Annotated in this window: 13 protein-coding genes; 4 read left to right on the top strand and 9 right to left on the bottom strand. The window is 63.6% G+C overall.

Annotated elements, in window-relative coordinates; genetic code table 11:
- Positions 1-123: 123 nt before the first annotated feature.
- From purL to purS, 3 genes are read right to left on the bottom strand one after another with little or no spacing between them, the layout of a single operon-like run.
- Positions 124-2,421, bottom strand: coding sequence for a phosphoribosylformylglycinamidine synthase subunit PurL (purL, locus tag L8U60_RS08140; RefSeq protein WP_269965870.1), 2,298 nt, complete (start codon positions 2,419-2,421; stop codon positions 124-126).
- A 5-nt stretch (positions 2,422-2,426) separates the two neighbouring features.
- Positions 2,427-3,107, bottom strand: coding sequence for a phosphoribosylformylglycinamidine synthase subunit PurQ (gene purQ / locus L8U60_RS08135; RefSeq protein ID WP_269965869.1), 681 nt, complete (start codon positions 3,105-3,107; stop codon positions 2,427-2,429).
- Positions 3,104-3,346, bottom strand: a complete 243-nt coding sequence (purS, locus tag L8U60_RS08130; protein ID WP_034662264.1) for a phosphoribosylformylglycinamidine synthase subunit PurS — start codon at positions 3,344-3,346, stop codon at positions 3,104-3,106. Before purS ends, purQ begins: the two co-directional genes overlap by 4 nt.
- Positions 3,347-3,467: 121 nt before the next feature.
- Between purS and L8U60_RS08125 the strand changes: the two genes are divergently transcribed.
- Genes L8U60_RS08125 through L8U60_RS08115 form a run of 3 tightly spaced genes read left to right on the top strand, consistent with a single transcriptional unit; the run spans position 3,468 to position 6,037 of the window.
- Positions 3,468-4,469 carry a metal ABC transporter solute-binding protein, Zn/Mn family gene (locus L8U60_RS08125; RefSeq protein WP_269965868.1) on the top strand — a complete coding sequence of 334 codons (1,002 nt, stop codon included), beginning with the start codon at positions 3,468-3,470 and terminating at the stop codon, positions 4,467-4,469.
- 9 nt (positions 4,470-4,478) lie between these two features.
- On the top strand, positions 4,479-5,174 hold the full coding sequence (locus tag L8U60_RS08120) for a metal ABC transporter ATP-binding protein (protein WP_269965867.1): 696 nt from the start codon (positions 4,479-4,481) through the stop codon (positions 5,172-5,174).
- Positions 5,171-6,037 (top strand): metal ABC transporter permease, encoded by an 867-nt coding sequence (locus L8U60_RS08115; RefSeq protein ID WP_269965866.1) that lies wholly within the window; start codon positions 5,171-5,173, stop codon positions 6,035-6,037. Before L8U60_RS08120 ends, L8U60_RS08115 begins: the two co-directional genes overlap by 4 nt.
- Here the strand turns inward: L8U60_RS08115 and L8U60_RS08110 are convergent.
- The 6 genes from L8U60_RS08110 to purD all read right to left on the bottom strand — a co-directional run bounded on the left by L8U60_RS08110 (position 5,997) and on the right by purD (position 14,022).
- Positions 5,997-6,671, bottom strand: coding sequence for a DUF2334 domain-containing protein (locus tag L8U60_RS08110; RefSeq protein WP_269965865.1), 675 nt, complete (start codon positions 6,669-6,671; stop codon positions 5,997-5,999). The genes L8U60_RS08115 and L8U60_RS08110 overlap by 41 nt on opposite strands.
- 66 nt (positions 6,672-6,737) lie before the next feature.
- A complete protein-coding gene (locus L8U60_RS08105) occupies positions 6,738-8,165 on the bottom strand; it encodes a cation:dicarboxylate symporter family transporter (RefSeq protein WP_269965864.1) in 1,428 nt (475 codons plus the stop codon).
- 87 nt (positions 8,166-8,252) lie between these two features.
- The gene (locus tag L8U60_RS08100; RefSeq protein WP_269965863.1) at positions 8,253-10,370 is read right to left on the bottom strand and encodes a S9 family peptidase; all 2,118 of its coding nucleotides are present in this window, start codon (positions 10,368-10,370) and stop codon (positions 8,253-8,255) included.
- Between the two features lie 26 nt (positions 10,371-10,396).
- Complete coding sequence (locus L8U60_RS08095; RefSeq protein ID WP_269965862.1) at positions 10,397-11,272, bottom strand: phosphoribosylaminoimidazolesuccinocarboxamide synthase; 876 nt, start codon at positions 11,270-11,272, stop codon at positions 10,397-10,399.
- A gap of 22 nt (positions 11,273-11,294) precedes the next feature.
- On the bottom strand, positions 11,295-12,737 hold the full coding sequence (purB, locus tag L8U60_RS08090) for an adenylosuccinate lyase (RefSeq protein ID WP_269965861.1): 1,443 nt from the start codon (positions 12,735-12,737) through the stop codon (positions 11,295-11,297).
- Between the two features lie 13 nt (positions 12,738-12,750).
- A complete protein-coding gene (gene purD, locus L8U60_RS08085) occupies positions 12,751-14,022 on the bottom strand; it encodes a phosphoribosylamine--glycine ligase (RefSeq protein ID WP_269965860.1) in 1,272 nt (423 codons plus the stop codon).
- 31 nt (positions 14,023-14,053) lie between these two features.
- On the opposite strand from purD, the gene L8U60_RS08080 reads away from it, so the two are divergent.
- On the top strand, positions 14,054-14,476 hold the full coding sequence (locus tag L8U60_RS08080) for an HIT family protein (protein ID WP_269965859.1): 423 nt from the start codon (positions 14,054-14,056) through the stop codon (positions 14,474-14,476).
- Positions 14,477-14,478: the final 2 nt, after the last annotated feature.

Below are 14,478 nucleotides of genomic sequence, written 5' to 3'. Positions count from 1 at the left end.
ATATTTCTGACAGCCGCGGGGTTTTCTGCGCCCGTTTTTCCAGGTCGCGATTTCTGCGGTGTGAGAAAATGCGAACGGCCCCCGTGATGCACGGGGGCCGCTGCTGTTGGTGCGCTAAACCAGTTAGACCGCAGCGTTCGGCGCGTCTGCGTGGGCGAAGTAGCCCGGCATGGTTGCAGACCATGCCTCACGCAGCTCTGCCACGCCGACGGACTGGCCAGCAGCCGGGGTGCCGTCAGCGAAGGTGATCTCGCCGCTCATGTTGGTGGAACCAATGATGGCCACCGGGATGCCCAGCTCGGTCGCATCAGCGACGACACGGTCAACACGGTCCGGGCTGCACGCCACGAGGACGCGGGACGCGGACTCAGAGAACAGCGCGGTGAACGCATCAGCGTTCACGCCCGACAGGTCGAGCTCTGCACCCTTGTCGGTGTCCTTGATCATCTCGAACACAGCTTGGCCCAGACCGCCCTCAGACAGGTCGTGGGCAGCGGTGAGACCGTCGGCCTTCTCGCAGAAGAAGTCCGCCAGGCGCTCCTCATTAGCCAGGTCCACCTGCGGCGGCAGACCAGACAGGCCAGCGCCGGAGATCTCCTGCCAGACGGAGCCGCCGAACTCATCCTTCGTCTCCCCAAGCAGCACGAGGACGTCCTTGTCCTCATTGTTCACCACGCGGTGGGTCACCGAATCAGCCACGTTCTCAATCACGCCGAGAACACCCACCACCGGGGTCGGCAGAATCGGCGTGTCACCGGTCTGGTTGTAGAAGGACACGTTGCCGCCGGACACCGGGATGCCCAGCTCATGGGAACCATCCGCCAGACCGTGCACGGCCTCACGGAACTGCCACATCACGTCCGGGTTCTCCGGGGAACCGAAGTTCAGGCAGTTGGTCACCGCGACCGGGCGTGCACCCGTCACGGCCACGTTGCGGTACGCCTCAGCCAAAGCCAGACGCGCGCCCATGTTCGGGTCCAGGTAGGTGTAGCGGCCGGATGCGTCGGCGGAGATGGCTACGCCGCGGCCGGTGGTTTCGTCGATACGCAGAACGCCCGAGTTTGCGTGGCGCGCTTGCACTGTGTTGCCGCGCACGTAGCGGTCGTACTGCTCGGTGATCCAATCGCGCGAGCACAGTGCGGGAGATGCCACGAGTTTCAGCCAGGCCTCACGTAGCTGCTCAGGCTTATCGACGTCTCCCCCTCCCTGCACCTCATCCTGCCACTCCGGCCGCGCGAACGGACGCTCATAGACCGGCGCCTCATCCGCAATGGTGGACGACGGTGCGTCGAGCACAACCTCGCCGTTGTGGGTGATGACAAGGCGATCGTCCTCATCCGTCACTTCACCGATCTCGGCGCAGGTGACGTCCCACTTGGCGCAGATCTCCTTGAAACGCTCCACGTTCTCCGGGGCGACGATGGCGCACATGCGCTCCTGGGACTCGGACGCGAGGATCTCTGCAGCCGACATGTTCTCGGCGCGCAGCGGGACAGCGTCGAGGTTGATGCGCATACCGCCGTCGCCGGCAGCCGCCAGCTCGGAGGTAGCGCACGACAGGCCACCGCCACCGAGGTCCTGGATACCCACGACAACGTCAGCGGCGTACAGCTCGAGGCAGCACTCGATGAGCACCTTCTCCGCGAACGGATCGCCCACCTGAACTGCTGGCAGCTTGCGCTCCTCGCCTTCCTCGAAGGACGCGGAGCCCAGCACGGACACGCCACCGATGCCATCCAGGCCGGTGCGGGAACCGAAGAGCATCACCTTGTTACCGGTGCCGGATGCGAAGGCGAGGTGGAGGTCTTCTACCTTCAGCGTGCCCACGCACAGCGCGTTGACAAGCGGGTTGCCAGCGTAGGCGGCATCAAAGACGGTCTCACCGCCAATGTTCGGCAGGCCCAGCGAGTTGCCGTAGCCACCAATACCGGCGACGACGCCCGGCAGCACACGCTTGGTGTCCTCCGCGTCCATGGCGCCGAAACGCAGCTGGTCCATCACAGCGATCGGGCGAGCACCCATGGCCATAATGTCGCGCACGATGCCACCGACGCCGGTGGCAGCACCCTGGTAGGGCTCCACGAAGGAGGGGTGGTTGTGGCTTTCCACGCGGAACGTCACTGCGTCGCCGCCACCGATGTCCACCACGCCAGCGTTCTCGCCGATACCGGCGAGGATCTTGGAGGCCATCTCGTCTGTCATCGTCTCGCCGAAGTAGCGCAGGTGCACCTTAGAAGACTTGTAAGAGCAGTGCTCCGACCACATCACGGAGTACACGGTGAGCTCAGCGTCCGTTGGACGGCGGCCCAGGATCTCACGAATGCGGGCGTACTCATCGTCCTGCAGGCCCAATGCAGCGTATGGCTGCTCCAGGTCCGGAGTGGCCTTTGCGGCCTCGACGGTGTCATTTTTCACGTGCATGTGGATCACGCTCCGATCTTCGAGATGTCGTTCAGCACCGAATGGATCAGACCCAGACCGTCCTGCGATGGGCCAGTCAGCAGATCAATCGCGTGCTCCGGGTGCGGCATGAGGCCAACAACACGACGGTTCTCACTCGTCACACCCGCAATAGAATTCATGGAGCCATTGAAGTTATCCGTGTAGCGGAACACGACACGACCCTCAGCCTCCAGCGCATCGATGGTGGCCTGGTCCGCCTGGAAGCGACCCTCACCATGCTTCGCCGGAACGAGGATCTTCTGGCCGGACTCAAACCGGTTCGTCCACGCGGTCTCCGCGTTAGCCACTTCCAAGTACGTGTCCGTGCAGTGAAAGTGCAGGCCCTGGTTGCGGGTCAAGGCGCCAGGTAGCAGGCCAGCCTCCGTGAGAATCTGGAATCCATTGCAGATACCCAGCACGGGCATACCCTTGCCGGCGGCCTCCACAACAGCCTTCATCATCGGGGCCATCGCCGCGATCGCGCCGGAACGCAGGTAGTCACCGTAAGAGAAACCACCGGGGACAATGACAGCGTCAACGCCCGTCAGGTCCTCGTCCGCGTGCCACAGCTCCTTCGGGGTTGCCCCGCCGAGGCGTACCGCGCGCACCGCATCAACATCGTCGAGGGTGCCGGGGAAGGTGATTACACCGATGGTTGCGCTCACTGGGCGTCCTCCCGAACGACAACAAAGTCCTCGATCACAGTGTTGGTCAGAAGCGTCTCCGCGAGGTGTTGCAGCTGCTCATCGGTCACGGAGTCCTCTACCTCAAGCTCAAAACGCTTACCTTGGCGGACATCCGTCACCCCGTTCACACCAATGCGCCCCAGCGCACGGTGCACAGCCTGTCCTTGCGGATCCAGAATTTCAGCCTTGGGCATGACATTAACAACGACTCGTGCCATGAGAATCCTTCACAGTCTTGGCGGTCTGAAGACGCGATTCAGTATATCGGACTCCCCGGACACCCGGCTTACCGCCAACAAAAGAGTTGAAAACAGTTTTCAATATTGGTTAAATCACCCCATGCAGAAACGAATTCTTCACCGTTCAGCGGCCGCGCTTGCCGCGCTCACTCTCGGCGCCGGCCTCACCGCTTGTTCGTCCGACAGCACGCTTAACGACGCCCCTCCCACCGACCCCACCAACATCATCGCCACCACCAGCGTGTGGGCCGATGTTGCCTCCGCCGTCACCGGCAAAGAGGTGCCCGCCATCATTTCGGGACAGTCCATTGACCCGCACACCTACGAGGCCACCGCAGCCGACCTAGCCAAGATCCGTGAGGCCGGCACCGTCGTAGCCAATGGTGGGCACTACGACGCCGACCTGTACCGCGTCGCCGAACAAGACCGCATCATCCACGCCATCCCGCTCTCCGGCGAGGATCATGACCACGAGCATGCTCATGATGAGCATGACCACGAGCACGGGCATGACCACGACCACGGCCATGACCACGGGCATGACCACGGCCACAACTTCACCGAGATCCCCACGGACATCAATGACCTCGAGCACATTTGGTTGGCGCCGGGGAAGGTGAAGGAGGTGGCGGATGCCGTCGCTAAGCGAACTGGCGGTGATGCGAGCGAGGTTGACCGCCGCATGGACGCGATCACCGAGAAGCTCAACGCGATGCCACACGTGCACCTGGCCATGACGGAGCCGATCGCCGCGCCGATGATCTGGGGCACTGAGCTGCACGATCTGACACCGGAGAAGTACCTGCTGACCACCCTCAATGAGAGCGAGCCGTCTGCGGGTGAGGTCGCGGAATTCCTCGAGCTCATCGACAGCGGGATTCTGGACTTCCTCGTGGTCAACTCCCAGTCCACGAACAACGCCACGCAGCGCTTGAAGGAGGCGGCGGAGAAGAAGAACCTGCCGATCGTCGAGATCAATGAGACCCCGCCGACCGACATGGACTTCCTCGACTACTTCGAGCAGATCGTGGATGAGGTGCAGAAGATCGTCGATGAGGCAGATCCGCGCACTGATGCCCAACTGGGAAACTTTGCCGGTTAGACTTTCACCGTGATTCTGCAGTTCAACGACGCCGCTGTTCAGCCGCTCTGGTCGGGCCTCGACCTCGCGCTGGATGGCGGCGAAATCGTGTGCGTGCTCGGCCCCAACGGGGTGGGCAAGTCGACGCTGCTGCGCACGATTCTGGGCACCCAAGCCCTCACGCATGGCTCTGTCACGGTGAACGGCCGCGTGGGGTACATCCCGCAGCAGTCCATGTTTCCGCAGGACTTGCCGGTGCGGTCGCGCGATCTGGTGTCGCTGGCGATGGAGCACCGCGTGCTGCGCCGCGGGCCGCGAAAAGAAGACGTGGACAACGCCCTCGATCGCGTGGGGGCGCTCGCCTTCGCGGATCAGCGCGTCGGCTTGTTGTCGGGCGGGCAGCAGCAGCTCGTGCGCCACGCCCAAGCGCTTGTCAACAACCCCGCATTATTGCTTGCCGACGAACCCCTCCTCTCCCTCGACATCGCCCGCGAACGCGACACCGTCACCCGCTTCCGCACGCTGGCTGATAACGGCGCGGCTGTGCTGTGCGTGACGCACTCCATCAACCCGTTCTTGGACGCTGTTGACCGGGTGCTCTACCTCGGCCCCGAAGGCCACGTCACCGGCCCGGTGCGGGAGGTCATGCGCTCTGACGTGCTCAGTGAGCTCTACGGCACCCACGTCGACGTCGTCGAGGCGAACGGACGGATGGTGGTCCTGTGAACGAAGCAATCACCACCACCCAATACCTGCTCAGCCTCGATTTTGTGCAGGTGACGTTGGTGGCCAGCGCACTGCTGGGCATCCTGTCTGGAGTTATGGCACCGCTGATTGTGCTGCGGCAGATGTCGTTCTCCGTGCACGCCACCTCAGAGCTCGCCCTTATGGGAGCGTCCGCCGCGCTGCTCTTCGGGCTCAACGTGGGGGTAGGTGCCATCGCCGGCGCGATTGTCGCCGCGCTCACCCTTGCGGTCCTAGGATTCCGCGGCCAGCAAGACTCCGCCGTCGGCGTGGTCATGAGCTTCGGCATGGGACTCTCGGTGCTGTTCATTCACCTCTACCCCGGTAATTCGAACAGGGCGTTGGCGTTGTTGACGGGGCAGATTGTGGGGGTGTCGTCGTCAAGCGTATGGCTTCTAGCTGCGACAACCGTGGCCGTGGTGATCACCGTCGTGGTGCTGTGGCGACCACTGATTTTCGCGTCGGCGGACCCGGTGATGTCGGCGGCGACCGGCGTGAACGTGCGCGGTATGGCCATCGCGTTCGCTGTGCTCGTCGGCGTGGCGTCTGCTCAATCCGTGCAGATCGTCGGCGCGCTGCTGGTCATGTCGCTCATGATCACACCCGGCGCGGCAGCCGCGCAGATCACCGCGAACCCCGTCCACGCGGTCGTGTGGTCCGTCATCTTCGCCGAGCTCGCCGCGGTCGGCGGCATGATCATCTCACTCGCTCCCGGAATCCCGGTGAGCGTGTTCGTGGCGTTCATCTCCTTCGGCATCTACCTCGTATGCCGCGTCATCGGGCGCGTACAGCGTGCACGAGACTTTAAAGGTCGCGGTAGCTCACCGGCTTCAAACCCTCGCTAGCTGCGGCAACGGCAGCCGCGATGAAGTCCGCGCGCACCTTCTTCTTGCCCAGGTTGCGGCCAGAGACAGACAGGCGCACGGTGTTGCCACGCTCGGCGTTGCGCACGGCGGCGTCGATAATGTTCCGGCGCCACCACCCCGCAGCGCCAAAACCTTCACCGACGGAGAGGTTACGCGCCTGCTCAATCTCGCCAGTACGCAGGAAATGAATCCCCTTCGTCGACGCCGCCAGCCGGAAATCAAAGTCCTGCAGCGCCACCAGCGTGCCCTCCGACATGCGCCAACGCGGCGGCGCGAAAGCATCAAAATTGAAGCCCAGCTTGCGCATCTGCCGGGTTGCGCCCTTCAAGCGTAACGACGCCTCATGCGCCTCCAACGACGCAAACTCCGCCCGCCGGCCCTGCACCGCCTGGTCAAAGCCGTTGAGGATGAGCCCGCGGCCGCCCTCCATCTCTTCCCTGAGCCAATCGCGGGTCTTGTCATCTTTGGCCAGGCGCCACGTCTTATCGATGTGCGGTGCCACCAACAACGACACCGGAATCCCCTCCCGGTCCAGGGTGGTCACGAGCTTGTGGACGTCCTTGCGGGTCTCGTCGAAAATCGAAGAAACGGAAACGAGCAGGTGGCCAGGCATGACGATTATTCTACTTCGACGACAAAGCCCCCGCTGGACAAGCGAGCGGGGGCAAAGCGTGAAGGCTTAGGACGTCGGCTTCGTGTACTGCGACAGGTCCACCTGCGGCGTCGGCTGCAGGTGCGCGGTGGCGGGGTTCTCCACCGTCGGGTTGCTCATGTCCACGTGGCTGTCCTCTTCCACGGCGACGTACGGGTCCTCGCCGGACAGCACGCGCTTGACCTGCTCGTGGTCAACGGTGTGCGTCCAGGTGCCCACCACGAGCGTGGCAATGGAGTTACCGGCGAAGTTCGTGAGGGCACGTGCCTCGGACATGAAGCGGTCAATACCCACGATGATGCCCACTCCGGACAGCAGATCCGGACGGAAGGCCTGCAGGCCAGCAGCCAAGGTGGCCAGGCCAGCGCCGGTGACGCCGGCGGCACCCTTGGAGGCGATGATCATGAAGACGAGGAGGGACACCTGCTCACCCATGCTCATCGGCATGTTCATGGCGTCCGCAATAAAGATGGAAGCCATGGTCAGGTAGATAGCGGTGCCGTCGAGGTTGAAAGAGTAGCCCGTGGGCACAACGATGCCCACCGTGGACTTGTCCACACCCAAGTGTTCCATCTTGCGCATGAGGTTCGGCAGCGCCGACTCAGACGAAGACGTGGCCAGAATGAGCAGGAACTCACGGCCCAGGTACTTGAACAGGGACCACGGCGAGACCTTCGCCACGACCCACAGCACCGTACCCAGCACGCCGAAGACGAAGAGGATACAGGTGATGTAGAAGGCCACCATGAGCACCAGCATCTGCACCACGGCCTGGATACCGGTCTTACCCACCACGGCTGCCATCGCGCCGAACGCGCCGATGGGGGCGAGCCAGAGAATCCAGCTCAAGATCTTGAAGATCAACTTCTGCAGGTGCGCCACGAAACCGAGGATCGGCTCACCATGCTTACCCATGGACTGCACCGCGAAGCCCACCAGCAGGCCAATGAACAGCACCTGCAGAATCGAGCCAGAAATGAAAGCGGAGAAGAACGTGTCCGGCACAATGCCCTGGACGAAGCCGACGAGACCACCGGATTCTGAGGCCTGCTCCGCATACTTAGCACCAACAGCTGCATCGCTGTGGAGACCCAGGCCCTCACCCGGCTTGATCAAGTTACCCACGGCCAGACCGATGGCCAGTGCAAACGTGGACATCACCACGAAGTACATGAGCGCCAAGCCACCGGTCTTACCCACCGTCGCAGCCGAGCGCACCGAGCCGATTCCCAGCACGATGGTGCAGAAGATCACCGGCCCCACGATCATCTTGATCAGGGAGACGAATGTGTCACCCAGTGGTTTCAGCTGCACCGCAACATCAGGTGCGACAAGGCCGAGGGTGATACCCGCGACCACGGCGATGATGACGCCGATGTAGAGCCAGTGCGTGTTGTCCTTACGCTTTTTCGGTTCCGCAATCTGCGGTCCGCCAGCGGGCGTGACAGTGGACATCGGTCCCTCCCTTAGAAATGGAATCTCTAAGCTCATTAATACTCCTGGGCACTGTCTTTCATCGCATTGAGGTGGACCTTACGTGATTTATCTCACCGCGCCGGCAGCGTGCAGGGTCCACGCGTATTCAAACGCGGTCTGCTTCCACTTCGCGTACCGCCCCGACACGCCGCCGTGGCCGGCAGCCATCTCGGTCTTGAGCAGGAACTCGCCACCCGTCGCCGTGGCGCGCAGCTTCGCGATCCATTTCGCCGGCTCCACGTACAGCACGCGCGTGTCGTTGATGCTGGTCACCGCCAGAATATTCGGGTAGTCCTTGGCCTCCACGTTCTCGTACGGCGCATAGCCCGCCATGTAGTCGTACACCTCCGGGTCGTGGTACGGGTCGCCCCATTCCTCCCACTCCCCCACGGTCAGTGGCAGTTCCGGCTTCAGAATCGACGTCAGCGGGTCCACGAACGGCACGATCGCCTGAATCCCAGCGAATTTCTCCGGCGCCAGGTTCGCCACCGCCCCCATGAGCAGACCACCGGCGGAGCCGCCCTCGGCGACGAGCATGGAGGGGTCAGTTACGCCAGCGTCGAAAAGCGAATCCGCACAGGCCACAAAGTCCGTGAACGTGTTTTTCTTCGCCAGCATCTTGCCGTTGTCGTACCACAGGCGGCCCATCTCGCCGCCTCCGCGCACGTGCGCGCAGACCCACACCATGCCGCGATCAAGCAGCGACAGGCGCGCGACGGAGAAGCCCGGATCCGTCGACGCCTCGTACGACCCATACCCGTACAGCAGCGTCGGGTTGGGCCGCGTCATGTCCAGATCCGCGCGGCGCACGACCGACATGGGCACGCGCGTACCATCCGCCGCGGTCGCCCACATGCGGGTGGCCACATAATCCGCCGCGTTGTAGCCGCCGCGCACTTCTTGCTCTTTGAGCAGCGTGAACTCGCCGCTGTCCACGCGGTAATTCAGCACCTGCGCCGGCTGCGTAAAGGACGTGTAGACCACGCTCACAACAGGTGTGTCCCACTCGGGATTGCCGCCCAAAGAGGCCGTGTACAGCTCCTCGTCGAAGTCAAGCTCGCGGAACTCGCCGAAGCCGCTGCGCAGATCGGCGACGGCGAGGCGGCCGATGCCGCCACGTCGATAAGCAACGAAGGCAAAATCGCGGTACGTGTCCACACCCTCAATGCGCACCTCATCGTTGTGCGGAATGAGCTCATTCAGCTCGCGCAAGGGCGCAAGATTGCTTATGCGCGTCACCCCCACCCCCGAATTCACCCCACCCGCATTATGCGTGACAACCCAGTACTCCTCCCCGGCAACAGCGGCGTAGTCAACGTGGTACTCCACGCCAGATTCGCGGGGCCAGAGGACCTCGAAGGTACCTTCGGGGTTGTTGAGGGGAAGGACTCGGTACTCCGTGGTCAGCGAAGACGAAGACAGGATGAGCAAGTAGGACTCGGAGCGATCCGCAGCGATACCAACGCCGAATTTCGCGTCCGGCTCTTCGTACACCAGCACGTCCTCGCTAGCGGGGGTGCCGATCTTGTGGCGCCAGATCTGATGCGGGCGCCACGCCTCGTCGACGCGGATGTAGAACAGGTAGTCCTCCCCCGCCCACGTCGCGCCGTAGAAGATGCCGGGGATGGTGTCGGGAAGCAGCTCGCCGGTCTCGAGGTTCTTGATCTGTAGGTCAAAGCGTTCGTCGCCGGCGGTATCCGTCGAAAAGGCGAGGTAGCGGCCGGATGTGGTCACGCTAGACGCGCCAACCGCGAAGAAGTCGTGCCCTTCCGCCAACTCGTTGAGGTCGAGCAGGATCTGCTCCCCCGGCAAACCCGAACCGTCCTCCGGCAGGGTGGGCGGCAGCCACGGATCCCCGCCTTCAGCGACGGGAATGCGGCAGCTGATGCCGTAGTTCTTCCCCTCTTCCGTGCGGCCGTAGTACCACCAGTCACCCTGGCGCACCGGGACGGACATGTCCGTCTCCTTCACGCGGGACTTGATCTCGGTGTAGATCTGCTCCGTCAGGCCATCGAGGTGCGCGGTGCGCTGCTTCGTGTACTCATTCTCCGCCTCAAGGTAGGCGAGGGTTTCCGGCGACTCTTTGTCGCGCAGCCACTCATAATCATCCACGAAGTCACGGCCATGGAAAGAGCGCGTGATCGGGTGTTTCGGGGCAGAAGGTGGGGTGAGCTTGTCAGTCATGCCCACCGAGTCTAGCCCCCGTGAGATCACACGAACTTGCGGCCCGACAGGCGCTCGTACGCCTCGATGTAGCGGTCGCGCGTTGCCTCCACGACAGAGCCCGGAAGCTCTGGCGGCGGGGTGCCCTCTGCTGGGTCCCAACCGGACTTCGGGCTGGTCAGCCAGTTGCGCACGTACTGCTTGTCAAAGCTGGGCTGGACCTGCCCCTCCTCATAGGAGTCAGCGGGCCAGTAGCGGGAGGAGTCGGGGGTCAAGACTTCGTCGGCAAGCACGAGCGTGCCGTCCTTGTCCAGGCCGAACTCGAATTTCGTGTCGGCGAGAATGATCCCGCGTGTCTCGGTGTACTCCGCGGCGCGCGTGTAAATCTCCAGCGTAGCCTCGCGCAACTTCTCCGCGAGCTCCGCGCCAAGATGCTTCACGACGTACTCAAACCGCACATTCTCATCATGATCCCCCTGCTCCGCCTTGGTCGCGGGCGTGAAGATCGGCTCTGGCAGCTTGGACGCCTCCTTGAGGCCCTCCGGCAGCGCAACGCCACAGACGGCACCGCCGGCGTCGTACTCCTTCTTGCCGGAGCCCGTCAGGTAACCGCGGGCAACGCACTCGAAGGGGATCATCTGCAAACGCTTCACCACGATGGCGCGGCCCAGCACCTCCTCCGGGATCCTCTCGTCATCGAGGGGGCCAGCGAGGTGATTCGGGACGCCGCTGAGAAGCGAAAAGAAGAAATCGCTGGTGTAGGTGAGAATCTTGCCCTTGTCCGGGATCTCCGGCTCGAGCGCGAAGTCGAACGCGGAGATCCGGTCGGTGGCCACCATCAAAAGGGTGTCATCGTCGATCTCGTAGATCTCGCGGACCTTGCCCGCGGAGAGATGTTGATAGTCAGAAAGCTCTGGACGCATGCGTGAGATGTTACGCCTTTCCCTACAAGATCTCGCCTGGAGTGTAGGCAACGGCCTCCGGGTACTTCTCGGCCCACGCCTGAATCCGCGCCAAAACGTTGTCTACCTGGGACTCTGCGGCGCCGATGAATGCGTGGCGGTCCGCGAGTGCCTCCTCCAGCTGCTGCTGGTCAAGTGGCAGGCGATCATCGGCGGCGAGACGCTCCACGAGGTTCTGCTCCGCGCCGTTTTCGCGCATGTCCAGGGCCATGGCCACGGCGTGCTCCTTGATCACCTCGTGCGCGGTCTCGCGGCCAACACCCGCGCGGACGCTGGCCATGAGGATGCGCGTGGTGGCCAAGAACGGCAGGTAGCGGTCCAGCTCACGCGTGATCATCGCCGGGAACGCGCCGAACTCGGCGAGGACGGTGAGGAAGGTCTCCATCATGCCGTCGATGGCAAAGAACGCATCCGGCAGCGCCACGCGGCGCACGACAGAGCAGAACACGTCGCCTTCATTCCACTGCTGGCCAGCGAGGTCACCGACCATGGTGAGGTAGCCACGCAGAATCACCTGGAAGCCGCCGACGCGCTCGCAGGAACGCGCGTTCATCTTGTGCGGCATGGCACTGGAGCCGACCTGGCCTTCCTTGAAGCCCTCCGTGACGGTCTCATTGCCCGCCATGAGGCGGATGGTAGTGGCCAGGCTCGACGGGCCGGCACCGAGCTGCACGAGCGCGGAGATCGCGTCGAAGTCCAGGGAGCGCGGGTAGATCTGGCCCACCGAATCGAAGATGCGCTCAAAGCCAAGGTGCTTCGCAATCGCGCGCTCCAGCTGGTCCAGCTTCGCCTCATCGCCGCCGACGAGGTCCAGCATGTCCTGTGCCGTACCCATCGGGCCCTTGATGCCGCGCAGCGGGTAGCGGCCCAGCAGGTCCTCGACGCGGTCGAGGGCCACCAGCATTTCATCTGCCGCCGAAGCAAAGCGCTTGCCCAGCGTCGTCGCCTGCGCCGCAACGTTGTGGGAGCGGCCCGCCATGACCAGAGAACGGTACTCCGCCGCGCGGTTACCCACAGCGTTGAGCACGGCCAGCGCACGACCACGCACGAGCTCCAGCGAGCGGTAAATCTGCAGCTGCTCGACGTTCTCCGTCAGGTCGCGGCTGGTCATGCCCTTGTGGATGTGCTCGTGGCCAGCCAGCGCGTTGAATTCCTCGATGCGTGCCTTCACGTCGTGGCGCGTCACGCGCTCACGGTCAGCGATGGACTCGAGGTTCACCTGGTCCACCACGGCCTCATAGGCCGCGATGGCTTCCTCAGGGATATCCACGCCGAGGTCGCGCTGAGCGCGCATGACGGCGATCCACAGTTGGCGCTCGAGCACGATCTTGTGCTCGGCGCTCCACAGCCGCGCCATCTCCGGCGAGGCGTAGCGGTTGGACAGGACGTTGGCGTTATTGGGCTTCGCGTTACTCACGCGGCCCATTATCGCATGAGTCCTAGTGGGAGGTGCCTACCGTGATCTTTCCGTCGATCGCGGGGCGCGCGATGTCGTGGCGGTAGAAGGAGCCATCGAGCGAAATCTTCTCAATCGCGTCATACGCCACCTTCGTGGCCTCCTCCAAGGTTGCGCCAGTACCGACGACATTCAGCACACGCCCACCTGCCGCAACGTAGCCGCCATTCTCACCCTCTGCGGTGCCAGCGTGAAGAACTATCGACGGATCCTCCAACCCCTCCCCCGTAATCACTCCCCCCTTGCGGGGGTTGGCCGGGTAGCCCTCGGCAGCCAACACAACGGTGGCGGCGTAGCCGTCCTTCCACTTCAGTGGCGGCAGGTCCGCCAGGGTGCCCGTCGCGGTGGCGTAGAGCGCGTCGGCCAAAGAAGACTCCAAAAGCGCCAGTACCGGCTGGGTCTCCGGGTCACCGAAGCGGGCGTTGAACTCAATGACAGCCGGGCCCTCATCACCCCACGCCAAGCCGGCGTAGAGCAGGCCGGAGTACGGGGTACCGCGGCGCACCATCTCACGCGCGACCGGCGTAACGACCTCATCGACGATGCGCTGCACACCGTCTTCCGGCAGCCACGGCAGCGGGGTGTAGGCGCCCATGCCGCCGGTGTTCGGGCCTTCGTCGCCGTCGTAGGCGCGCTTGTGGTCCTGGGCGGGCAACAATGGGACGACGGTCTCGCCGTCGACAAGGCAAAACAGCGATACCTCCGGGCCACCCAAGAAAGTCTCCAGCAACGCCGGGTTACCACCCTCGATGACGGCCTTCGCGTGGGCTACGGCCTCACGCACATCGTCGGTGACCACGACCCCCTTGCCGCCGGCCAGGCCGTCATCCTTCACGATGAAGGTCGGTCCAAACTCCCGCAACTCCACCTTCACCATGTCCGGATCCGTCACCTGCTTCGCGCGCGCGGTGCGCACGCCGGCGGTGGCCATAATCTCCTTGGCAAACGTCTTGGAGCCCTCCAGCTGCGCCGCTTCCTGCGACGGACCAAAGACGGGAATCCCAGCCTCACGCAGCGCGTCAGCTACGCCGGACACCAGCGGCTGCTCCGGGCCAATGACCACCAAGTCCGCCTCAATCTCGCGGGCCAAGGCGGTCACGGCAGCCGGGTCATCGCCAGCCACGTCGTGCCTTGTGGCGCGCATACCTGCGTTTCCAGGTGCGACGTGAAGCTCGTGCTCGCCAGCAGACGTGCGGGACAGGGCAGTTAGCAGGGCGTGTTCGCGGCCGCCCGAACCGATGACAAGGATGCGCATGCCTGCGATTGTATCGCTACCCTGGGCAGGCATGAGCACAGTATTTACAAAGATTCTGAACGGCGAGATCCCCGGCCGCTTCGTCTACCGCGATGAAACCGTCGCTGCCTTTTTGACCATCGAGCCCATCGCGTACGGCCACACCCTGGTCATCCCTGTCGCAGAGGTGGACAAGTGGACCGACCTTGACCCGCAGGTCTGGCTGCACGCCAACGAGGTCGCCCAAGAGATCGGCAAGGCTGTCATCAACGCCTTCGGCTCCCAGCGCGCCGGCTACCTCATCGCCGGTTTTGAGGTACCCCACGCCCACATTCACGTCTTCCCCGCCGACGACATGTCGGGCTACAGCCTGGCCAACGTTATGCGCCCCGACGAAACCGACCCCGCCCAAATGGACCTGGCCGCTCAGAAGCTGAGGGAGGAGTTGGGGACGGGGCCAGATGGACGTCGATAAGC

Source organism: Corynebacterium meitnerae (assembly GCF_027570075.1).
In the GTDB taxonomy this organism is placed as follows: Bacteria; Actinomycetota; Actinomycetes; order Mycobacteriales; family Mycobacteriaceae; genus Corynebacterium; species Corynebacterium meitnerae.
This window is presented reverse-complemented; position numbering and strand designations above follow the sequence as displayed.

Bases quoted from the DNA above. Each gene is read 5' to 3' on its own strand.
- L8U60_RS08110 (WP_269965865.1), bottom strand. From the start codon at position 6,671: ATGCCTGGCCACCTGCTCGTTTCCGTTTCTTCGATTTTCGACGAGACC.
- L8U60_RS08105 (WP_269965864.1), bottom strand. From the start codon at position 8,165: ATGTCCACTGTCACGCCCGCTGGCGGACCGCAGATTGCGGAACCGAAA.
- purS (WP_034662264.1), bottom strand. From the start codon at position 3,346: ATGGCACGAGTCGTTGTTAATGTCATGCCCAAGGCTGAAATTCTGGAT.
- L8U60_RS08100 (WP_269965863.1), bottom strand. From the start codon at position 10,370: ATGACTGACAAGCTCACCCCACCTTCTGCCCCGAAACACCCGATCACG.
- purB (WP_269965861.1), bottom strand. From the start codon at position 12,737: ATGGGCCGCGTGAGTAACGCGAAGCCCAATAACGCCAACGTCCTGTCC.
- purD (WP_269965860.1), bottom strand. From the start codon at position 14,022: ATGCGCATCCTTGTCATCGGTTCGGGCGGCCGCGAACACGCCCTGCTA.
- L8U60_RS08080 (WP_269965859.1), top strand. From the start codon at position 14,054: ATGAGCACAGTATTTACAAAGATTCTGAACGGCGAGATCCCCGGCCGC.
- L8U60_RS08095 (WP_269965862.1), bottom strand. From the start codon at position 11,272: ATGCGTCCAGAGCTTTCTGACTATCAACATCTCTCCGCGGGCAAGGTC.
- L8U60_RS08125 (WP_269965868.1), top strand. From the start codon at position 3,468: ATGCAGAAACGAATTCTTCACCGTTCAGCGGCCGCGCTTGCCGCGCTC.
- purL (WP_269965870.1), bottom strand. From the start codon at position 2,421: ATGCACGTGAAAAATGACACCGTCGAGGCCGCAAAGGCCACTCCGGAC.